This is a genomic window from Streptomyces sp. NPDC001093, from assembly GCF_040298985.1.
Lineage (GTDB): Bacteria > Actinomycetota > Actinomycetes > Streptomycetales > Streptomycetaceae > Streptomyces.
This window is the reverse complement of sequence record NZ_JBEPBF010000048.1, coordinates 1-20,762: the sequence shown is the minus strand read 5'-3', so window position 1 is coordinate 20,762 and position 20,762 is coordinate 1. Positions and strand designations below refer to the sequence as shown.

At 70.7% G+C, this 20,762-nt stretch carries 21 protein-coding genes, 1 pseudogene and 1 riboswitch; of the genes and pseudogenes, 11 read left to right on the top strand and 11 right to left on the bottom strand.

The window, feature by feature from the left end; all coding sequences use genetic code 11:
- Positions 1 to 53: 53 nt before the first annotated feature.
- Both ABT288_RS23655 and rocD read right to left on the bottom strand, forming a co-directional pair.
- Positions 54 to 1,013 carry a hypothetical protein gene (locus tag ABT288_RS23655; RefSeq protein ID WP_351611086.1) on the bottom strand — a complete coding sequence of 320 codons (960 nt, stop codon included), beginning with the start codon at positions 1,011 to 1,013 and terminating at the stop codon, positions 54 to 56.
- 47 nt (positions 1,014 to 1,060) lie between these two features.
- Positions 1,061 to 2,266 carry an ornithine--oxo-acid transaminase gene (gene rocD, locus ABT288_RS23650; RefSeq protein WP_351611083.1) on the bottom strand — a complete coding sequence of 402 codons (1,206 nt, stop codon included), beginning with the start codon at positions 2,264 to 2,266 and terminating at the stop codon, positions 1,061 to 1,063.
- 92 nt (positions 2,267 to 2,358) lie between these two features.
- Positions 2,359 to 2,447, top strand: a riboswitch (ZMP/ZTP riboswitch).
- A gap of 32 nt (positions 2,448 to 2,479) precedes the next feature.
- Between rocD and ABT288_RS23645 the strand changes: the two genes are divergently transcribed.
- The 3 genes from ABT288_RS23645 to ABT288_RS23635 all read left to right on the top strand — a co-directional run bounded on the left by ABT288_RS23645 (position 2,480) and on the right by ABT288_RS23635 (position 5,852).
- On the top strand, positions 2,480 to 3,931 hold the full coding sequence (locus ABT288_RS23645) for a glycine hydroxymethyltransferase (protein WP_351611080.1): 1,452 nt from the start codon (positions 2,480 to 2,482) through the stop codon (positions 3,929 to 3,931).
- Between the two features lie 91 nt (positions 3,932 to 4,022).
- Positions 4,023 to 5,048, top strand: coding sequence for a tryptophan--tRNA ligase (gene trpS / locus ABT288_RS23640; protein ID WP_450859816.1), 1,026 nt, complete (start codon positions 4,023 to 4,025; stop codon positions 5,046 to 5,048).
- A 222-nt stretch (positions 5,049 to 5,270) separates the two neighbouring features.
- A complete protein-coding gene (locus tag ABT288_RS23635) occupies positions 5,271 to 5,852 on the top strand; it encodes a 2'-5' RNA ligase family protein (RefSeq protein ID WP_351611075.1) in 582 nt (193 codons plus the stop codon).
- 7 nt (positions 5,853 to 5,859) lie between these two features.
- Here ABT288_RS23635 and dprE2 read toward each other — a convergent pair whose 3' ends face one another.
- Positions 5,860 to 6,600 carry a decaprenylphospho-beta-D-erythro-pentofuranosid-2-ulose 2-reductase gene (gene dprE2 / locus ABT288_RS23630; RefSeq protein WP_351611072.1) on the bottom strand — a complete coding sequence of 247 codons (741 nt, stop codon included), beginning with the start codon at positions 6,598 to 6,600 and terminating at the stop codon, positions 5,860 to 5,862.
- A gap of 116 nt (positions 6,601 to 6,716) precedes the next feature.
- Between dprE2 and ABT288_RS23625 the strand changes: the two genes are divergently transcribed.
- Entirely contained in the window at positions 6,717 to 7,637 is a 921-nt protein-coding gene (locus tag ABT288_RS23625; protein ID WP_351611069.1) for a YihY/virulence factor BrkB family protein, read from the top strand.
- Here ABT288_RS23625 and ABT288_RS23620 read toward each other — a convergent pair.
- Positions 7,585 to 8,805: a D-alanyl-D-alanine carboxypeptidase family protein gene (locus ABT288_RS23620; protein WP_351611066.1), complete on the bottom strand. Its 1,221-nt coding sequence runs from the start codon at positions 8,803 to 8,805 to the stop codon at positions 7,585 to 7,587. The genes ABT288_RS23625 and ABT288_RS23620 overlap by 53 nt on opposite strands.
- Positions 8,806 to 8,896: 91 nt before the next feature.
- On the opposite strand from ABT288_RS23620, the gene ABT288_RS23615 reads away from it, so the two are divergent.
- A complete protein-coding gene (locus ABT288_RS23615; RefSeq protein WP_351611063.1) occupies positions 8,897 to 9,136 on the top strand; it encodes an SCO4848 family membrane protein in 240 nt (79 codons plus the stop codon).
- A 269-nt stretch (positions 9,137 to 9,405) separates the two neighbouring features.
- The gene (locus ABT288_RS23610; protein ID WP_351611061.1) at positions 9,406 to 10,950 is read left to right on the top strand and encodes an ABC transporter substrate-binding protein; all 1,545 of its coding nucleotides are present in this window, start codon (positions 9,406 to 9,408) and stop codon (positions 10,948 to 10,950) included.
- Here ABT288_RS23610 and ABT288_RS23605 read toward each other — a convergent pair whose 3' ends face one another.
- The 7 genes from ABT288_RS23605 to ABT288_RS23575 form a co-directional block, all read right to left on the bottom strand.
- Positions 10,951 to 11,739: a TetR/AcrR family transcriptional regulator gene (locus ABT288_RS23605; protein ID WP_351611059.1), complete on the bottom strand. Its 789-nt coding sequence runs from the start codon at positions 11,737 to 11,739 to the stop codon at positions 10,951 to 10,953.
- A gap of 39 nt (positions 11,740 to 11,778) precedes the next feature.
- On the bottom strand, positions 11,779 to 12,189 hold the full coding sequence (locus ABT288_RS23600) for a VOC family protein (RefSeq protein ID WP_351611057.1): 411 nt from the start codon (positions 12,187 to 12,189) through the stop codon (positions 11,779 to 11,781).
- 113 nt (positions 12,190 to 12,302) lie between these two features.
- Positions 12,303 to 13,082 carry a succinate dehydrogenase iron-sulfur subunit gene (locus ABT288_RS23595; protein ID WP_351611055.1) on the bottom strand — a complete coding sequence of 260 codons (780 nt, stop codon included), beginning with the start codon at positions 13,080 to 13,082 and terminating at the stop codon, positions 12,303 to 12,305.
- On the bottom strand, positions 13,082 to 14,836 hold the full coding sequence (gene sdhA / locus ABT288_RS23590; protein WP_351611052.1) for a succinate dehydrogenase flavoprotein subunit: 1,755 nt from the start codon (positions 14,834 to 14,836) through the stop codon (positions 13,082 to 13,084). Before sdhA ends, ABT288_RS23595 begins: the two co-directional genes overlap by 1 nt.
- Before the next feature lie 19 nt (positions 14,837 to 14,855).
- Positions 14,856 to 15,338, bottom strand: coding sequence for a succinate dehydrogenase hydrophobic membrane anchor subunit (locus ABT288_RS23585; protein ID WP_351611050.1), 483 nt, complete (start codon positions 15,336 to 15,338; stop codon positions 14,856 to 14,858).
- 5 nt (positions 15,339 to 15,343) lie between these two features.
- A complete protein-coding gene (sdhC, locus tag ABT288_RS23580) occupies positions 15,344 to 15,724 on the bottom strand; it encodes a succinate dehydrogenase, cytochrome b556 subunit (protein WP_076087831.1) in 381 nt (126 codons plus the stop codon).
- 192 nt (positions 15,725 to 15,916) lie between these two features.
- Positions 15,917 to 16,489, bottom strand: a complete 573-nt coding sequence (locus ABT288_RS23575; RefSeq protein WP_351611048.1) for a 2-oxo-4-hydroxy-4-carboxy-5-ureidoimidazoline decarboxylase — start codon at positions 16,487 to 16,489, stop codon at positions 15,917 to 15,919.
- 154 nt (positions 16,490 to 16,643) lie between these two features.
- Here ABT288_RS23575 and ABT288_RS23570 point away from each other — a divergent pair, with 154 nt between their 5' ends.
- The 5 genes and pseudogenes from ABT288_RS23570 to ABT288_RS23550 form a co-directional block, all read left to right on the top strand.
- Positions 16,644 to 18,305: a beta-N-acetylhexosaminidase gene (locus ABT288_RS23570; protein ID WP_351611046.1), complete on the top strand. Its 1,662-nt coding sequence runs from the start codon at positions 16,644 to 16,646 to the stop codon at positions 18,303 to 18,305.
- Positions 18,306 to 18,406: 101 nt separating this feature from the next.
- Positions 18,407 to 18,964: a hypothetical protein gene (locus ABT288_RS23565; RefSeq protein WP_351611044.1), complete on the top strand. Its 558-nt coding sequence runs from the start codon at positions 18,407 to 18,409 to the stop codon at positions 18,962 to 18,964.
- 169 nt (positions 18,965 to 19,133) lie between these two features.
- Positions 19,134 to 19,520 carry a hypothetical protein gene (locus ABT288_RS23560; RefSeq protein WP_351611043.1) on the top strand — a complete coding sequence of 129 codons (387 nt, stop codon included), beginning with the start codon at positions 19,134 to 19,136 and terminating at the stop codon, positions 19,518 to 19,520.
- A gap of 265 nt (positions 19,521 to 19,785) precedes the next feature.
- Positions 19,786 to 20,418 (top strand): RNA polymerase sigma factor, encoded by a 633-nt coding sequence (locus tag ABT288_RS23555; protein ID WP_351611041.1) that lies wholly within the window; start codon positions 19,786 to 19,788, stop codon positions 20,416 to 20,418.
- A gap of 112 nt (positions 20,419 to 20,530) precedes the next feature.
- Positions 20,531 to 20,762, top strand: a pseudogene (locus ABT288_RS23550) (hypothetical protein); the annotation flags it as partial.

The following is a 20,762-nucleotide window of genomic DNA, read 5'->3' as shown; positions in this document are numbered from 1 at the left end:
CCCCTGTGGCCTGCGCTCTTACCGTTCTCTAGGCTGACGCCCCGCGGCGGCTGTCACGGCGCCGGGGGGTTCCAGCCGCCGTACGCCTGGGCCGGTGGCCGCCGGCCGGGCTGGTCGGTCATGACCGGGCGGAGGTCCGGGATCGCGAGCAGCAGCAGGGCCACGACGCCGACGGCGATCTCCAGGAGCAGGGTGAGTCGCTGCAGGACGACGTTCGTGGCCGCGTGGTGGAGGGTGAACGGGATGTGCTCCGTGTGGTACTGGACGAGCGCCACCGTGCCGAAGACGATCAGCGTCCCGCCGAGAGCCATGCCCATCGTGCGGGCCAGCGGTGTCCTGACGAACGCCTGGACCGCGGTGAGCACGCACAGCACCGCCGTCGCCCAGCCGCTCCAGGCGGGCGCGGGCGCCAGCAGGGCGCTGATGGTGTGCTCACCGGTGAGCATGTGCCAGTAGGTGAGGGGGCCGTACTTCTCGGCGGTGAACTCCCGCATGTCCCACAGCTGCCAGGCGGCGCCCACCACCCCGAAGACCGCGAGCAGCACCCCGGCGCAGACGGCCGGACCGGGCCGCGGCGGTGCGGCCGGGGCTCCCGCCGGCCGGCCGGCCACCAGTGCGGCGATGATCAGATAGACCGCCCCGAGGACCTCGGCGACGGCGGTGACCAGCACGAGGGTGCGGTCCGGCGCCCCCTCGGCCCAGTCCGCGCCGAGCATCCACACGGTGGGGGTCCGGTAGGCGAGGGTGAGCGCGGCGGCCGTGGCCAGGGCGCTGCGACCGGCGGGCTTCGTGGCCGTCAGGCCGGCGACGGCGTACACGACGAGGAGCACCACGTCCACGGCGGAGGTCGCCAGGATTCCGTGGTGCTGTCCCGGCAGCATCCCCCCGAACCAGGTCCACACGGTGTCGTGCAGCCCGGCGCCACGGAAGTCCCGGATCATCCAGGCGAGTTCGAGCAACGCCAGCACGACACAGATGATCGCGCCGAGTGCACGTGCGGTGGACGTGGGCACGGTCCCACGGTTCATGGCCATCAGATCCCCCCGGACACGGTGATCCCCTAAGCCTCCAGCACTGCCGCCAACTGTGCCACCCCCCAATCCAGTTCGCTCTCCTCGATCACCAGCGGCGGCGCGATCCGGAGCGTCGGACCATGGGCCTCCTTCACGAGGACCCCGCGCTCCATCAGCCGCTCGCAGACCTCCCGCCCGGTGCCGCGGGCGCGTGGGACGTCCACGCCCGCCCACAGCCCACGCCCGCGCACCGCCGTCACCGCGCCCGTGTCCAGCAGCGCCCCCAGCGCCCGGTGCATCCGCTCACCCAGCTCGGCCGCCCGCGCCTGGAACTCGCCCGTGCGCAGCATCGCGATCACCTCCAGCGCCACCGCGCAGGCCAGCGGATTCCCGCCGAACGTCGACCCGTGCTCGCCCGGCCGGAACACCCCGAGCACCTCCGCGCTCGACACCACCGCCGACACCGGCACGATCCCGCCGCCCAGCGCCTTGCCCAGCACGTACATGTCCGGGACCACCCCCTCGTGCTCGCAGGCGAAGGTCCGCCCGGTGCGGCCGAGACCCGACTGGACCTCGTCGGCGACGAACAGCACGTTCCGCTCGCGGGTGAGCTCCCGCACCACGGGGAGATAGCCGGCCGGCGGCACGATCACCCCGTTCTCGCCCTGGATCGGCTCCAGCAGCACCGCCACGGTGTTCTCGGTCAGCGCCTGACGCATCGCGGTCAGATCGCCGTACGGCACGATCTCGAACCCGGGCGTGTACGGCCCGAAGTCCGCCCGGGCCCCGGGGTCGGTGGAGAAGCTGATGATGGTCGTCGTACGGCCGTGGAAGTTGCCGCCCGCGACCACGATCTTCGCCATCTCCGCGGGCACCCCCTTCACCCGGTACCCCCACTTCCGGGCCGTCTTCACCGCGCTCTCCACCGCCTCCGCCCCGGTGTTCACGGGCAGCACCATCTCCATCCCGCACAGCTCGGCCAGCTCCGTGCAGAACGCCGCGAACCGGTCGTGCAGGAAGGCGCGGGAGGTCAGCGTCACCCGCTCCAGCTGGGCTTTCGCCGCCTTGACGAGCCGCCGGTTGCCGTGCCCGAAGTTCAGCGCCGAGTAGCCCGCCAGCAGATCCAGATAGCGCCGCCCCTCCACGTCGGTCATCCACGCCCCCTCCGCCGTGGCCACGACGACCGGCAGCGGATGGTAGGTGGGCGCACAGTGGGCTTCGGCGGCGGCGACGAGGTCTTCTGCAGCGGTCATGGCCTCTCCCGGAAAGGACGGTGGCCCCCTTCCTATCGTCGCTCGCATGGTGGACGCGGGACCTGCGCCGTCCGGCTCGCCCGGTAGGCTGATCACCGGGCCGTGACTGGCGCGCTGGGATGGGACGGACCATCGGGGAGCGGCCCGAGTGTGATGTGTGCCGTGCGCCTGGGCCGAACGTGAACGCTGTACACACGCCGTCCGGAGGTCCTCATGCCAGAGCAGCAGCCCCTCTCCACCGAGTCCACCGCCTTCCGCGCGGCCCTCGACGTCGTCCGCGCGGTCGAACCGCGCGTCGCCGACGCGATCGGCCAGGAGGTCACCGACCAGCGCGCGATGCTCAAGCTGATCGCCTCCGAGAACTACGCGTCCCCGGCCACGCTCCTGGCCATGGGCAACTGGTTCAGCGACAAGTACGCCGAGGGCACCGTCGGCCGCCGCTTCTACGCCGGCTGCCGCAACGTCGACACCGTGGAGGCCCTGGCCGCCGAGCACGCCCGCGAGCTCTTCGGCGCCCGCCACGCCTACGTCCAGCCGCACTCCGGCATCGACGCCAACCTCGTGGCCTTCTGGGCCGTCCTCGCCGACCGCGTGGAGGCCCCCTTCCTGCAGAAGACCGGCGCCCGCCAGGTCAACGACCTCACCGAGGCCGACTGGGCCGAACTGCGCCAGGCCTTCGGCAACCAGCGCATGCTCGGCATGTCCCTGGACGCCGGCGGCCACCTCACCCACGGCTTCCGCCCGAACATCTCCGGCAAGATGTTCGACCAGCGTTCCTACGGCACCGACCCGGCCACCGGCCTCATCGACTACGAGGCCCTGCGCGCCCAGGCCCGCGAGTTCAAGCCGCTGATCATCGTGGCGGGCTATTCGGCGTACCCCCGTCTGGTGAACTTCCGGATCATGCGCGAGATCGCCGACGAGGTCGGCGCGACCCTCATGGTCGACATGGCGCACTTCGCGGGCCTGGTCGCGGGCAAGGTCCTGACCGGCGACTTCGACCCGGTCCCGCACGCCCAGATCGTGACCACCACCACCCACAAGTCGCTGCGCGGCCCGCGCGGCGGCATGGTCCTGTGCGACGACTCCCTGAAGGACCAGGTGGACCGCGGCTGCCCGATGGTCCTCGGCGGCCCGCTGCCGCACGTCATGGCCGCCAAGGCCGTCGCCCTCGCGGAAGCCCGTCGGCCCGCCTTCCAGGACTACGCCCAGCGCATCGTCGACAACTCCCGCGCCCTGGCCGAGGGCCTGATGCGGCGCGGCGCCACGCTGGTGACCGGCGGCACCGACAACCACCTGAACCTGATCGACGTCGCCACCTCCTACGGCCTCACCGGCCGCCAGGCCGAGGCCGCCCTCCTCGACTCGGGCATCGTCACCAACCGCAACGCCATCCCGGCCGACCCCAACGGCGCCTGGTACACCTCCGGCATCCGCATCGGCACCCCCGCGCTGACGACCCGCGGCCTGGGGACCGCGGAGATGGACGAGGTGGCGGGCCTGATCGACCGCGTCCTCACCACCACCGAGCCGGGCACCACCAAGTCGGGCGCCCCGAGCAAGGCGGCCCACGTCCTGGACGAGAAGGTCGCCCAGGAGATCGCTCAGCGAGCGACCGACCTGGTGGCGGCGTTCCCGCTCTACCCGGAGATCGACCTGGGCTGAAGCGCCCCGTAAGCGGTGTGGGGAACTGTGCGGGCAACCACGGATCACGCGCAGTTCCCCTCGCACGGAACCCCCCGTGCTCTCTGCGACAATGAAAAACATGGCCTCTGCTGACCGACCCCGCGTGCTCTCCGGCATCCAGCCCACCGCCGGCTCGTTCCACCTCGGCAACTACCTCGGCGCCGTCCGCCAGTGGGTGGCCCTGCAGGAGACCCACGACGCGTTCTACATGGTCGTCGACCTGCACGCGATCACGCTCCCGCAGGACCCGAAGGAGCTGCGGGCCAACACGCGGCTCGCCGCCGCGCAGCTGCTGGCCGCCGGCCTGGACCCGGACCGCTGCACGCTCTTCGTCCAGAGCCACGTCCCCGAGCACGCCCAGCTCGCCTGGATCATGAACTGCCTCACCGGCTTCGGCGAGGCCAGCCGCATGACCCAGTTCAAGGACAAGTCCGCCAAGCAGGGCGCGGAGCGCGCCTCCGTCGGCCTGTTCACCTACCCGATCCTCCAGGTCGCCGACATCCTCCTCTACCAGGCGAACGAGGTGCCGGTCGGCGAGGACCAGCGCCAGCACATCGAGCTGACCCGCGACCTGGCCGAGCGCTTCAACGGCCGCTTCGGGCAGACGTTCACGGTCCCCTCGCCGTACATCCTCAAGGAGACGGCGAAGATCTACGACCTGCAGGACCCGTCGATCAAGATGAGCAAGTCGGCGTCCACGCCGAAGGGCCTGATCAACCTGCTCGACGAGCCGAAGACCACCGCCAAGAAGGTCAAGAGCGCCGTCACCGACACCGACACCGTGATCCGCTACGACGCGGAGAACAAGCCGGGCGTGTCGAACCTCCTCACCATCTACTCCACGCTCACCGGCACCTCGATCGCCGAGCTGGAGCGGGAGTACGAGGGCAAGATGTACGGCGCCCTCAAGACCGACCTCGCCGAGGTGATGGTCGAGTTCGTGACGCCCTTCCGGGAGCGCACCCAGCAGTACCTGGACGACTCCGAGACGCTCGACTCGATCCTGGCCAAGGGCGCGGAGAAGGCGCGCGCGGTCGCTGCGGAGACGCTGGCGCACGCCTACGACCGCGTCGGTTTCCTGCCGGCGAAGCACTGAGGAGCACGGACCGGCGCCGAGGCGCACGACCGTACACATGTCCCGCTCGGCAGAGCGCTGCACATCACTTCCGCTGCGCCTGCCCACGGGACATCCGTGGCCGTACAGTCGATAGCCAACGGCCCGAACGTGACGAAACGGGACGGCCGCCAAGACCACAGAGCGACGACAGGCCGACAAGTCCGACGAGAGACCGACGAGAGACCGACGACAGGAGACGACGTGGGGACCGTAACGATCGGCGTGTCGATCGCGGTCCCGGAGCCTCACGGCAGCCTGCTCCAGGAGCGGCGCGCGGGCTTCGGCGACGCCGCGGCTCATGGCATCCCCACGCATGTCACGCTGCTGCCGCCGACCGAGCTCGACGAGAGCGAGCTGGCGGCGGTCGAGGCGCACCTCACCGAGGTCGCCGCGGGCGGACGGCCGTTCCCGATGCGGCTGTCCGGCACCGGCACGTTCCGTCCGCTCTCCCCGGTGGTCTACGTCCGCGTCGTCCAGGGCGCCGAGGACTGCACCCTGCTGCAGCAGCGGGTGCGGGCCGCCTCGGGGCCGGTGGCGCGTGAGCTGCAGTTCCCGTACCACCCGCATGTCACCGTCGCGCACGGCATCGACGAGGCGGCGATGGACCGCGCCTTCGAGGAGCTGGCCGGCTTCGACGCGCAGTGGCCGTGCACGGGGTTCGCCCTGTACGAGCAGGGCGCCGACGGGGTGTGGCGCAAGCTGCGGGAGTACACGTTCGGGGGAACGGTGGTACCGCCGCAGGCCGGTGCGCTGCGCGGCTTGGGCCGTAGCGCGGTGTCGTAGGAAGGCCTCAGATCGGCAGCCGCCGGAACAGCGCCCGCGGCATGTGCCGCAGCGCCGCCATCACCCACCGCAGCGCGCCCGGCACCCACACCACCTCCGAGCGTCTGCGCAGACCCAGTTCGATGGCCGTGGCCACCGCCTGAGGGGTCGTCGTGAGAAGCCCCTCCACCCCGACGTACCCGGGCCGTACGACCATGACGTGCACGCCCGTGCCGTGCAGGGCGTCGCCGAGGCCCTGGGCGAAGGTGTCGAGGCCGGCCTTGCTGGAGCCGTAGATGAAGTCGGCGCGCCGGGCCCGCTCGCCGGCGACGGAGGACAGGACCACGAGGGAGCCGTGCCCCTGGTCCTGCAGGGCGCGGGCGGCGACCAGGCCCGCGGAGACGGCTCCGGTGTAGTTGGTCCGGGCGACCTGGACGGCGCGTACCGGGTCCCGCTCGTCGTGGGCCTGGTCGCCGAGGATGCCGAAGGCGAGCAGCACCAGGTCGATGTCGCCCTCGGCGAAGACCTTGCCGAGGACGGTCTCGTGCGACTCGGGATCGAGGGCGTCGAAGGCGACGGTACGGGCGTCCGCGCCGAGTGCACGCAGGCTCTCGGCGGCCTGTTCCAGCGCCGGTGAGGGGCGGCCCGCCAGCCACACCGTGCGGGTGCGGCGGGCGATCATCCGGCGCACGGTGGCCAGCGCGATCTCGGACGTGCCGCCGAGGACGAGCAGGGACTGGGGGAGGCCGAAGGCTGTGTCTCCAGGCATGTCGGTGACCGTATCGTCCCGATATGAGGGATTAGTTACTGAACATTCGGCCGCTCCACACAATGGGTGATTAGTGGGATGTCTTACGAGCGCACGGTCAGGGGCAGGAACGGATCATGGACTGGCTGAAGGGACTCCCCGGCATCGGGCCGATCGTGGTCCGGCTGACGGAGACACACGCGTGGCACTGCTACGAACGGCTGGACCGGGTGAAGTGGACCCGGCTGGCGGCCGCGATGACGTTCATCAGCTTCGTGGCGCTGTTCCCGCTGCTGACCCTGGTCGCCGCGATCAGCGCCGCCACGCTCAGCGCGGACCGGCAGAAGACCGTCGAGCACAAGATCGCCGAGCAGTTCCCCGGCGTCCTCTCCAGCCGGCTGGACCTGACCTCGCTCGTCCAGAACGCCGGCACGGTCGGTGTCATCGCGGGCGCCCTGCTGCTGTTCACCGGCATCGGCTGGGTCGGCCAGATGCGGGACTGTCTGCGCGCGGTGTGGGAGCTGCCGGAGCAGCAGCAGAATCCGGTGGTGGCCAAGGCCAAGGACGCCGGCATCCTCCTCGGCCTCGGCGGGGCCCTGCTGGTCACGCTCGCCGCGTCCACGCTGGCCTCGGCCGCCGTCGGCCTGGTGTCGCGCCAACTCGGCCTGGCCGCGCACAGCTGGGGGAGCCTGCTGCTGCGGATCGCCGCGTTCGCCGTCGCCGCGCTCGCCGACTTCCTCGTCCTGCTCTACGTCCTGACCCTGCTGCCCGGTGTCGAGCCGCCGCGCCGCCGCCTGGTGGTCGCGGCGCTGCTCGGCGCGGTCGGCTTCGAGCTGCTGAAGCTGCTGCTCAGCGGCTATATCCAGGGAGTCGCCGCGAAGAGCATGTACGGCGCGTTCGGCGTCCCCGTGGCGCTGCTGCTGTGGATCAACTTCACCGCGAAACTGGTGCTGTTCTGCGCCTCCTGGACGGCGACGCCGAGTGCGGCGGCCGAACCCGCGTGCGTCACGGACGCGGCCGACGGCGCATCAGGTCCGGCAGCGGCCACCGGCGATTGACCAGGAACGCCGCGCCCGCGAGGAGCACCAGCACCCCGCCGGTGATGGCCGCGGCGGTGCCGACGCCGGAGCCGGAGCCGGTGGCGGCGCCGGCCACCGGCCTGGTCCCGGACCCGTCCTTGCCCGCCTTCCCGCCGGAGCCGCTGGGCCCAGGGCTCGGCAGGGCGCTCTTCGGCGGCACCAGCTCGCCCACCGGACTGACCTTGCCGGCCGCCTGGAAGCCCCAGTCGAACAGCTTGGCCGTCTCCTTGTAGACCTCGTTGTGCGCGGCCTTCTCCGGATGCATCACCGTGACCAGCAGCACCCTGCCGTTGCGTTCGGCGACCCCGGTGAAGGTGGCGCCCGCGTTGGTGGTGTTGCCGTTCTTCACACCCGCGATGCCCTGGTAGACGGGCACATCGGTGTCACCGCTCAGCAGCCGGTTGGTGTTGCGGATCTCGCCCGACTCGAACCTGGCGCTGACGGTCGAGCAGTAGTCGCGGAAGTCCTTCTTCTGCAGCCCGGACCGGGCGAACAGCGTCAGGTCGTACGCCGAGGACAGCTGGCCCGGCTCGTCGTAGCCGTCGGGCGAGACCACGTGCGTGTCCTGGGCCTGCAGTTCGTCGGCGTGAGCCTGCATGTCCTTGACGGTCTGTGCGACACCCTCGTTCATCGCGGACAGCACGTGCACCGCGTCGTTGCCCGAGCGCAGGAAGACCCCGAGCCACAGGTCGTGGACGCTGTAGGTGTGCCCTTCCTTTATCCCGACCACGCTGGAGCCGGCGCCCATGCCCGCGAGGTCGGACGGCGCGACCTTGTGCCTCTCCTCCCTCGGGAAGCGGGGCAGCAGGGTGTCCGCGAAGAGCATCTTCAGCGTGCTCGCCGGGGGCAGCCGCCAGTGCGCGTTGTGCGCGGCGAGCACCTCCCCCGACTCGGCGTCGCTGACGATCCAGGAGCGCGCGGTGAGGTCCTTCGGCAGCACCGGGACCCCGGGCGCGAGATTGACCTGTGTGCCGGGCTGCCCGAGCCGGACGCCGCCCACGGTCGACATGGCGGCCGGGGGCGTGGCCGTCGGACCGGCCGGGGGGGACGGGGCGGCGAGGGCGGCGGGTGCGGTGGCGGACAGGCACAGCAGGGTGGCGGAGGTGACCAGCAGGGATCGCCGACCGGTCTTCATCGGAGCGGGCACGGTCGAGAACGTACCTTTTGTCGGCCGTGAAGTCCCATGACCCGCCTCACCCCCGACACGGAACCGGACGGCGAACGGCGATACTGGTCGCATGAAGCTCAGCCGCCCGGTCTCCTGGTTCCTGCTCGCTTTCGGGGTGTGGTCCTGGGTCATCTGGGTCACTTTCGTCAAGAACCTGGTCAAGGACAGCAGCGGGCTCGCCTTCGACAACGGTCACCCGACCGCGTACTTCTGGGTGCACCTGCTGCTGGCGGTCGTTTCCTTCGTATTGGGGACGGCCGTCGGGGTCATCGGGTTGCGCGGACTGCGGGCACTGCGCCGTACGTCATAGCCGTACGTCATAGCGGACACCCGGGACTTCGCACCGGGCCGCCGTACCCCCCTGGCCGAAACCGCTCCCACACCTGTGAAGGCGCTGTGAAACCCGGGGGAAACAACGCCTCGGTAAGTTCTTTCCCCATCTGGTCAGAAAGCCCTTCCCCCGGGCGAAACCCGTGTGATTAGGTGAGCCGCGCCACTAGGGGAGTGGCGAAATCGTGCTGGCCAGGGGTAGGGCCTTTGAAGGGGCCTGGGGAGGGCACCACCATGCGATCTGTTCGCATGCGCGTTCTCGTGGCACTGCTCGTGCTCGCGATCGCGGGAATCGGCGGCTGGCAACTGCTGCCGTCGCAGAACAACAAGGACAAAACCATCGCGGTCGGTACGACGGACGCCGTCACGAACCTCGACCCGGCGGGCGCCTACGACGCCGGCTCCTGGGCTTTGTTCAGCAACGTCTTCCAGTCGCTGCTGACGTTCGAGCCGGGCGGCGTCGAGCCGGTCCCGGACGCGGCGACGAGCTGTGCCTTCCAGGGCAGCGGTCTGCGGACGTACCAGTGCACGCTCCGCTCCGGGATCACCTTCCCGAGCGGACGCGCGATGACGGCCGAGGACGTCAAGTACTCGTTCGACCGGGTCAAGAAGATCAACTCCGATGTCGGCCCGTCATCGCTGTTCTCCACGCTCGCCTCGGTCACCGCCGACAACGCGACGACGGTCACCTTCCACCTGTCGTCCGCGGACGCCACCTGGCCGCTGAAGGTCGCCACGGGCGCCGGCGCGATCGTGGACAAGGACAAGTACCCGGCCGACTCCCTGCGCAAGGACACCGCCGTCGACGGCACCGGCCCGTACACCCTGACGTCGTACACCAGGAACGAGAAGGCCGTCCTCCAGCCGAACGCCAGCTACAAGGGCTACCTCAGCGGCACCGGCCGCCCGATCGAGCTGCGCTACTACGCGGACTCCGCGAAGCTCGACAGCGCCTGGAAGGCCAGGCAGGTCGACGTCGCCACCCGGGAGCTGCCGCCCGGCGTGCTCTCCGCGCTGAACCCGAGCGACCCCAACCAGCGGGTCACCGAGTCCGACAGCGCCGAGACCCGCAACCTGTACCTCAACACGCGCGCCGACTCGCCCTTGCGCGACGTGCGGGTGCGCCGCGCGATGGCCTGGCTGGTCAACCGCGAGGAGCTCGCCTCGACGGTCTACGAGGGCACGGTCGACCCGCTGTACTCGCTGATCCCGACCGGCATCACCGGCCACACCACCTCGTTCTTCGACGACTACCCGAGGCAGAGCGTGCAGAAGGCGCGGGCGCTGCTCACCCAGGCGGGGGTGTCCCTGCCCGTCCGGTTCACCTTCGGCTACGGCAGGAGCCGGGGCGCGGGTGAGCAGGAGGCCGCGGCGCTGGAGAGGCAGCTGGAGGCCGGCGGCCTGTTCAAGGTGGACGTCCAGGGGTACGAGTGGACCGACTTCCAGAAACGCTGGGCCACCGGCAAGATCGACGCGTGGGCGGTCGGCTGGGTGCCCGACTATCCCGACCCGGACACCTTCGGCGCCGCGCTCGTCGGCACCGGCTCCACGATGAGCACCGGGTACAGCAACAAGCTGGTCGACCATCTCATCCTGGACAGCCAGCAGTACGCCGACCGCAGCCGGACCGCGAACGACTTCAGGGACATCCAGGCGGACGTCGCCCAGGACGTCCCGCTGATCCCGCTGTGGCAGCGCAAGGAGTACGTGGTCAGCACCGAGGACGTGGGCGGCAGCCAGTACCTGGACGACGGCACGGGTGTCTTCCGCCTGTGGCGTCTGCAGTGGATCTGATCAGCCGGCCTGCTCCGCGTGCCCCTTGGTCCCCTCGGCCCCCGTGGTCCGTGGGTCCGGCAGTGCCTTCGTCATGCCGGGCAGGAAGTCCGTGAACAGCTCATGGATCTCCAGGACCAGGGGGCGCAGCACGCGGAAGCGGGCGAGCGCCACGCCACGGGCGGTCAGCCGGGCCCCGCGCCGGGCCAGCCGGTAACTGCGCTCGCGCCCTTGCGTCCGGTCGAAGACCCAGTACAGGACGAGGCCCATCTGGGCGAGCCACATCAACTCCGGCAGGACATCACGGAGTTCGGCCGGAACCTTGGACTTCGAGCCGGCCAGCACCTCGCGGTGGACGGCGATGGCCTGCTCACGGGCGTGCTCGCTCTCCGGGGAGAAGGGGCTGAGCGGGCTGTCGGGGTCGGCGGCGTTCTTGAAGAACTGCACGGCGAACTCGTGGTAGGGCCGGGCGATGTCGAGCCAGACGGTCAGCACGCCCGCGAGCCGTGCCTCCAGGTCGGTCTCCCGGTCCAGGACCTCGCGGACCGCCCGCTGGTGCTCGGCGGCGATCCGGTCGTAGAAGCCCTGGATCAGGTGCTCCTTGCCCTCGAAGTAGTAGTAGGCGTTGCCGACGGAGACCCCGGCCTCCTTGGCGATGGCCCGCATGGTGGTCTTGTCGTACCCGCGCTCCTGGAACAACCGCATCGCGGTCTGAAGGATCAGCGCGCGGGTCTGCTCGGACTTGCTGCTGGGCTCGGACTTGCTGCTGGGGGAGCCGGCCGTCTCGGGGCCGTCGTTCTTCGCGGGCACGGCAGAGAGCCTAACGAGTGGCTCGGGCGCCCCGGGTGGTCAGCTTCGGCGGCCCAGCTCCGGGCGCTTGGTGTAGTCCGTGAGTCCGAGGATGTTGCCCCACGGGTCGGCGAACTCCACGGTCCAGCCGGTGACCACCTGGAAGACCCCGTCCAGCGGCGGGATGCCGGCGGCGGCCAGCTCCCGCGCCGCCGCCCGGGCGTCCGGTACCTCCAGCCAGACACGCGGCGAGGGCCAGGGCGGGGTCCGGCGCCCCACCGCCTCCTCCGCCTGCAGCAGGATCCCGGGTGTCTCGCCCCCGACCTTCAGCAACGCGATACCGCCCTCGTCGAAGCGGAACCCCACGGTGAATCCGGCCCGCTCGTAGAAGCCGACGGCCTCGCCGAGGTCGCCGACGGGAAGCAGCACGTTGTCGAAACCGAGCAGCTCGTAGGACTCATCGTCTGCCATGTCGTCAGATTAGAGCCGCGGGGAATACAAACCGCGCAAACCCGGTCGAAAACGCCCGAGGGCCCCGCTTCCGGAGGATCGGAAGCGGGGCCCTCGGCGCCGGACCGGCAGGATCAGTAGCGGCGCGTGATCAGCGCGCGCTTCACTTCCTGGATCGCCTTGGTGACCTCGATACCGCGCGGGCAGGCGTCCGTGCAGTTGAAGGTCGTACGGCAACGCCACACGCCGTCACGGTCGTTGAGGATCTCCAGGCGCTGCTCGCCCGCCTCGTCACGGCTGTCGAAGATGAAGCGGTGGGCGTTCACGATCGCGGCCGGACCGAAGTACTGGCCGTCGTTCCAGAACACCGGGCAGGAGGAGGTGCAGGCCGCGCAGAGGATGCACTTCGTCGTGTCGTCGAACCGCTCGCGGTCCTCGGCCGACTGCAGCCGCTCACGGGTCGGCTCGTTCGTGTCCTTGGTGACCAGGAACGGCATGACGTCCCGGTACGCCTGGAAGAACGGCTCCATGTCCACGACCAGGTCCTTCAGGACCGTCAGGCCCTTGATGGCCTCGATCGTGATCGGCTTCTCGGGGTTGATGTCCTTGATCAGCGTCTTGCAGGCAAGGCGGTTCTTGCCGTTGATCCGCATCGCGTCCGAGCCGCAGATGCCGTGCGCGCACGAGCGGCGGAAGGTGAGGGTGCCGTCGAGGTCCCACTTGATCTTGTGGAGGCCGTCGAGGACACGCTCCTTCGGGTCGATCTCCAGCTGGAAGTCTTCCCAGGCCGCCTCCGCCGAGACCTCCGGGTTGAACCGGCGGATCCGGAAGGTGACCGTGATGTAGGGGGAGTCGGCGAAACCGGGCTCGGGCTTGCCGGCCGCCTCTTCCTTGTCCAGAACAGGGGTAGCCATCAGTACTTACGCTCCATCGGCTGGTAGCGGGTCTGGACGACCGGCTTGTAGTCGAGACGGACGGTTTCCGAGCCGTCGGCGCCGACCTCGCGGTACGCCATGGTGTGGCGCATGAAGTTGACGTCGTCGCGGTTCGGGTAGTCCTCGCGGTAGTGACCGCCGCGGGACTCCTTGCGGGCCAGCGCCGAGACGGCCATGACCTCGGCCAGGTCCAGCAGGTTGCCCAGCTCGATGGCCTCCAGCAGGTCGGTGTTGAACCGCTTGCCCTTGTCCTGGATCGCGACGTTCTTGTAGCGCTCGCGCAGCTCGGCGATCTTCTCGACGGCCGTCTTGATCGTCTGCTCGGTGCGGAACACCATGACGTTGGCGTCCATGGTCTCCTGCAGCTCGCGGCGCAGGGTCGCCACCCGCTCGGTGCCGGTGGAGTTGCGCAGCCGCTCGATCTGCTCGACGACGAACGACTCCGGGTTCTCCGGCAGCTCGACGTAGTCCGCCGTGTGGGCGTACTCGGCGGCGGCGATGCCCGCGCGGCGGCCGAAGACGTTGATGTCCAGCAGCGAGTTGGTGCCGAGGCGGTTGGCGCCGTGCACGGAGACACAGGCGACCTCGCCGGCCGCGTACAGACCCGGGACGACGGTGGTGTTGTCCGACAGGACCTCACCCTCGACGTTGGTCGGGATGCCGCCCATCGCGTAGTGCGCGGTCGGCTGGATCGGGATCGGGTCCGTGTACGGCTCGATGCCGAGGTAGGTCCGCGCGAACTCGGTGATGTCGGGCAGCTTGGCGTCCAGCTGCTCCGGCGGCAGGTGGGTGAGGTCCAGGTAGACGTGGTCGCCCTCGGGACCGCAGCCGCGGCCCTCACGGATCTCCGTGTAGATGGACCGGGACACGACGTCACGGGACGCCAGGTCCTTCATGACGGGAGCGTACTTCTCCATGAAGCGCTCGCCGTCCTTGTTGCGCAGGATGCCGCCCTCGCCGCGCGCACCCTCGGTGAGCAGGATGCCCATGCGCCAGATGCCGGTCGGGTGGAACTGGAAGAACTCCATGTCCTCCAGCGGGAGCCCGCGCCGGTAGACCGCCGCCTGACCGTCACCGGTCAGCGTGTGGGCGTTCGACGTCACCTTGAAGAACTTGCCGCAGCCGCCGGAGGCGTAGATGACGGCCTTCGCCTGGAAGATGTGGATCTCGCCGGTCGCCAGCTCGTAGGCGACGACACCGGCGGACTTCTTGACGCCGTCGACCTCGGTGATCAGCTGGTCCAGGACGTAGAACTCGTTGAAGAACTCCACGCCCTCCTTGACGCAGTTCTGGTACAGCGTCTGGAGGATCATGTGGCCGGTGCGGTCCGCGGCGTAGCAGGACCGGCGGACCGGGGCCTCGCCGTGGTTGCGGGAGTGACCGCCGAAGCGGCGCTGGTCGATGGTGCCGTCCTTGGTGCGGTTGAACGGCAGACCCATCTTCTCCAGGTCGAGGACGGCGTCGATGGCCTCCTTCGCCAGGATCTCGGCGGCGTCCTGGTCGACCAGGTAGTCACCGCCCTTGACCGTGTCGAAGGTGTGCCACTCCCAGTTGTCCTCCTCCACGTTGGCGAGCGCGGCGGCCATGCCGCCCTGCGCGGCGCCCGTGTGGGAGCGGGTGGGGTAGAGCTTGGTCAGCACGGCGGTGCGGCTGCGCTTCGTCGCCTCGATGGCGGCACGCATGCCCGCGCCGCCGGCGCCGACGATGACGGTGTCGTACTTGTGGATCTTCATGATTCTCGCAGCCCCGTGCCTAGCGGATGTTCGGGTCGAAGGTGAAGATCACCAGCGTGCCCAGCAGGATGGTCCACACCGTGGCGGTGTACAGCAGGGCCTTCAGCCACATGCGGGAGCTCGCGCGCTCCGCGTAGTCGTTGATGACCGTGCGCAGGCCGTTGGCGCCGTGCAGCATCGCGAGCCACAGCATCAGCAGGTCCCAGACCTGCCACCAGGGGGAGGCCCAGCGGCCGGCCACGAAGGCGAAGCCGATCTTGGAGACACCGCCGTCCAGCACGAGCTGGATCAGCAGGTGGCCGATGACCAGGACGACCAGCACGATGCCGGACAGGCGCATGAAGAGCCAGGCCGCCAGCTCGAAGTTGCCCCGGGTCGACTTCGGGGTCTTCTTGGTGCGCTTGCGCGGCGCCTCGATCAGCGGGGCCGGGTTGTCGGCGCTGTAGACGGGGGCGCCCTCGACGGGGCCGATTCCGGACGCGGTGGTTTCAGTCGTGGACATGGGCCTCAGCTCCCGAACAGAACACGAGCGGCGTGGCCGAGGACGGGGTAGATCGCCCCCGCCATCAGGACGACCCAGACACCCATCACGGTCCAGAACATCTGCTTCTGGTAGCGCGGGCCCTTCGACCAGAAGTCGACGGCGATGACACGCAGGCCGTTGAGCGCGTGGAAGAGGATGGCGGCGACGAGGCCGTACTCCAGCAGCGCGACGATCGGCGTCTTGTACGTGGCTACGACCTTGTCGTAGTCCTCGGGGGAGACACGCACGAGAGCGGTGTCCAGCACGTGAACGAACAGGAAGAAGAAAATGAGGACGCCGGTGACTCGGTGAGCCACCCAGGACCACATTCCTTCCCGGCCGCGGTACAGCGTTCCAGCCGGCACGGAAGTCCCTCCGGGAGCGGGGATTGGGGCCGCGCCGGCTTCGGTGTCGGGCGGGCCCGGCCGGGTACGGTCCACCGGCCCCCAGCATCGTAGCCATGCGCCGCGTTGTGCCTTACGGGGGGCCTACCTTGTGTGATCAAATTGGCACCGGATGGGGGAGCGGGCGCGCGGCTACTGGGGTGGTGTGTCCTGTTACTTGCCGACTGCGGGCGCGTTGGGGCTGGTCGCGCCCCGCGGCGGAGCCGCTGACGGACAAGGCCCCGCGCCCCTCAGGCAGGTGCCCAGTCTGCTTCTCGCCAGGCGCCGGAGCTCCTCCGCCGCTATCACCCGTTCCTCCTCCGGATCGTTCGTCAATCGTGATCGGATCGCTTCGAGGATGCGGTCGAGGGATTCGTCCGGGTGGATGTCGCCCAGGTAGATGACGAACGCGTGTCCGAACCTGGCCTCGTAGGCCGCGTGTGCCGCGCTCAGGGCCATGTGGGCCGCCGAGTAGGTGTCCTCGGGCAGGTCCGGGAGGGACTCCCCGGCCAGGGCCTCCGACAGGTCACCCGGGGAAAGGTCGTACGCCGCCTCGTCCGCCGCGGCCAGGAGGGAGTCCAGGTCGGGGTAGGGGCGGTGGTCCGCGACGCGGTGGGACCAGCGCAGGCTGTGGAGGCAGTGCAGCAGGAGGGCGCGTGCCTCGTCGGCGGGTGCGGCGTTGAAGGCGTCGAGGGGCTTGGGGAGATACGGAAGACGGTGGGCGGGCAGCGTGGGTCCTCGCGTCACATGTGGCGTGGCAGGGGATGCTGTGAAAGGTGTGTCGTCAGGTTATCGAGAGTGGTCACTGTGTGTCTGTGTGATGCCTGAAATTCACCCGAACGGGAGAGTTTCGGAACGTCTGGGTGACGGGTGACGCCCGGATCGGTCGTACGTTGGCGGGGTGACCCAGCACAAGCGCCGTGCCTCGGCGCACCAGGTGATACGCAAGCGGGCGGTCGTGGCCGCGGCGGTCCTCGGGACGGTCGCGGTCGGCACGGGGGTCGGCGTGTGGGCCTCGTCGGGCGCGGGCGGCGGGGCGTCGCAAGGGGGTGCCCGGCAGTCGTCGTCCGGCCGGGTGGCCGGTACCGCTTCCGGCGGGGTGGGCGCGCCGTCGGCGCGTCCGACGCCCAGCCGGCCCTATCCGCTGTCCCAGGCGCCGCGGACGATACCCGCGGTGCGCTCCCACACACCGGCGCGCGGGCCCGGCTGGAAGCCGCAGAAGGCGGACCGGGTGGTGATCAGCGACGGGGAGCTGGCCGACGAGGGGCGGCTGATAGCCGGGGAGCTGGGGCTGACCTACGCGGGGGAGAAGGACGACGTGCGGGCGGGGGACCTCCGGCTGGCGCTCGGCGGCGGGGGCGGGAACCAGGAGTCGTACACCATGACCGTCCGCGACGGGCGGGTCGACATCAGCGGCCCCGGCGACGCCGGCGTCTTCTACGGCACCCGCACCCTGAAGCAGGAGGTGCACGGCGGCGGCACGGCCCCGGAGGGGGTCGTACGGGACGAGCCGGCCAAGCCGGTGCGCGGGTTCAACCTGGACATCGCGCGCAAACCGTACTCCGAGTCCTGGATAGAGGACCGAATACGGGAGCTGGGGGACCTGAAGTTCAACGAACTGGGGCTGCACTTCTCCGACGACCAGGCGTTCCGGATCGAGTCCAGCACCCACCCCGAGATCGTCTCCGCCAACCATCTGACCAAGGCACAGGTCAAGCGGATCGTGGACCTGGCCGGCAGCCGGCACATCACCGTCGTGCCCGAGATCGACTCGCCGGGGCACCTGGGCGCCGTCCTCGCCGCCCACCCCGACCTGAAGCTGCGCAACGCGAGCGAGGTTGTGACCAAGGGCGCCATCGACATCTCCAAGCCCGCCTCCGCCAAGCTCGTGGACGATCTGCTGAACGAGTACGCGGGGCTGTTCACCGGCAACCAGTGGCACCTCGGGGGCGACGAGTACCAGGCGCTGACCATGAAGGACCCGCAGGCCTCCTATCCGCAGCTCGCGGCCGCCGCCCGGCAGAAGTACGGCTCCGGCGGCACCGTCGCCGACCTCACCACCGGCTGGCTGAACGACCGTGCCGCCACCGTCCGCGCCCACGGCAGGACCATGCGCGCCTGGAACGACGGCTTCTACCGCGGCACGTCCGTGCAGGCGGCCGGGGATCTCCAGGTCGCCTACTGGACCGGCAAGGAGATCGGCGCCCGGCAGCCGGCCGAGTACCTGAGCGCGGGCCGGAAGGTCATCAACTACAACGACGAGTTCCTCTACTACGTCCTCGGCCAGCCGCAGACCTTCGTCTATCCGACCGGACAGCGGATCTACGAGCAGTGGAACCCACGGGTGCTGCGCGGCACGACCGCCGTACCGGCGAGCTACGACGGCCAGATCCTCGGCGGGGCGTTCGCGGTCTGGGGCGACTTCCCGAACGCCCAGACCGAGGCCCAGGTCGCGGCCGGCATCCGGATGCCGCTGCGGGCCACCGCGCAGAAGCTGTGGGACCCGGGCGCGCCCGCGCTGTCCTGGACCGACTTCCGCAACCTGGCGAACCGGCTGGGCTGACTTGGCCGGAAACATCTGCTGTGACACTCCCGCGCCGTATCACGCAGTAAAGGGAAGTGCGGGCTCCGTAACGGTCGGCGCCCCGGCGAGGGAGACATTTCATGAGCCTGGTGGAACGGATCGCACAGGCCGACGAACGCGGACTGGCCACCAGCGGGCTGGCTTGTTTGGATCGGTGTCTGCCGCTGCTCGGCGCCGACGACGAGCTGCTGCGGCCGCTGTGGGCGAGCCTTGCCGATGGCTCCGACTGGGGCGCGAGCCTGGAGAAGGCCCGGGGAGCCGTCGGCGCCGAGGGGCCCGGCGACGACGAGGCCGTGCGGCTGGCCCGCCGCATGCTGCAGGCCGTTCCGGCCGAGCGCACCGCCGACGCCGTACGGCCCTGGGCCGACGCCTGCTCGGTCGCCTCCTTGCGCATCCACCGGCTGCTCGACCCCGCGGCGGACGGTACGTCGGCGACCGAGGGGCTCGACGCCGGGCGGGCGGGGGAGACGGCGGACCTGCCTCCGCTGGTCGCGGCGGAGCTGCGCCGGCAGACGGCGGTGCTGGACCTCCTCGCCGAGCACGGTCCGCAGGGCCTGCGCCGCGCGCTGGACCTGTCGATCGAGGGACGGCGCGTCCTGCGCGCGGTGGTGTCACGGCGGGCCCGCAGTGGGTCCTGAGCAGCGCCGCGGTTACGGCGATCCGGGGGTCAAACCCCCCTGCGTGCGTGAGTCCTGTGCCTGTCGTGCGGTGGACGTGGGGTAGTTCCGCGACGGTTGGCGAAACGTTTCGAATTGGCGTGACGGATGATCGGTCCAGCCCGCTCTTCCCTATGTGACAGCCCATTACGTGACAGCGCAGCAGGACACCAGGCCGCACGCCGCGGCGAAGCCCGTGCGATGGGCCGCGGACACCGTGGCGACCATGCGCGAGGGCGCGCGGGTGCGGCTCGACTACTCGGCGCAGAGCCTGTGGCGGGTGGACCGGATGATCGAGGAGATCCGGCGCGAGGGGCCGCCGTACGCCGCCGTCGAGAGCGTGCTGCGCGGCTTCGGTGCCTACGCCGGTGAGGTGATCGTCCGGCAGAGCGGCGCCGAGTGGTGGACGACCGGCGGCGACCACTGGGTGCGCACCCCCGACGGCCGGCTCTGGGACCCCATCGAGGAGGCCCGGCGCGCCTACGAGGGCCAGGGCTCGCTGCGGCTGCTCTGCCGGGACGCGACCGGCTCCCGCTGACCGGCCGGGAGCCCCGCCGCGTCACTGGTGACACCACCCGCCCCAGGCGGTCACTCGTGCCGCTGTCCGCGGTAACTCCCCCATGGGCCAGGCGGGTTGGCGGGTCCGCCGGTCGTCTGCCGGTCCGGTCTCCGTGCCGCGGGCCGCGGCGGGCGGAAGGCTGTGACACTTCCGTGAGCCCTGACGCTGATGTCCCTGGGGATTCGCTACGAGCACGAGCGCAGGTCCGAAGCGGGCGTGGGCTCGGTACGGACGAGGACGGTTCTTGGGTCACGCAGGGGAACCCCGCCGCCGGCAGGCGTACGACGGGGAGCTGGGCGCGGCCGTCGCGCGGGCCCAGGACGGCGACGAGACCGCCTTCGCGGTCGCCTACCGGATCGTGCAGCCCGGCCTGCTCGGCTATCTGCGGGGCCTGGTCGGCGAGGACGCCGAGGACGTGGCGTCCGAGGCCTGGCTGGAGATCGCCCGCGACCTGGGCCGGTTCAAGGGCGACGGCGCCGGCTTCCGCGGCTGGACCGCGACCATCGCGAGGCACCGCGCCCTGGACCATCTGCGCCGCCGGCGGGTACGGCCCCAGGCCGCGCCGCTGGAGCAGGACGCGCTGGAGCTGCCCGGCCGGCTCGACACCCACGACCAGGCCCTGGAGTCGCTGTCCACCGCCCGGGCGCTGGAGCTGGTGCGCACCCTGCCCAGCGACCAGGCCGAGGCCGTCATGCTCCGCGTGGTCGTCGGCCTCGACGGCCCGGCCGCCGCGCGCGTCCTCGGCAAGCGCCCCGGCGCCGTCCGCACGGCCGCGCACCGCGGGCTGAAGCGCCTCGCCCGGCAACTGGGCGTCCCGGACCCGGCGGACGAGGGTGTGACGGACGGCGGCACCCGGACGCCGGGTGAGTCGACATGAACGGTGCCGGCCGCGAGCCGTATGGATACGGGAGCGCGGTCGGTCCCGGAGCCCGCACGAGGCCCGGGAAGCGGTATGTCTCCGGTACGCCGGACGAGGACGGGGAACGGGCATGGGTGAACGGCACGGCGGCGACGGTCCCTTCGGTCGCCGGCGTGCGCACCCCGGCGGCACCCTCTCCGCGCCCGGCGACGCCTGCGCGGACCAGGCGGACGAGGGCGGTGCGGACTCCGGGTTCGAGGCGCGGCTCGGTGCCGCCCTGCGCGCCGGCGGCGTCGACGCCGAGGCCGAGCGCCGGGCCGTGGCCGCCTTCCGCGCCGCCCATGCGACGCGGGCGTCCCGCG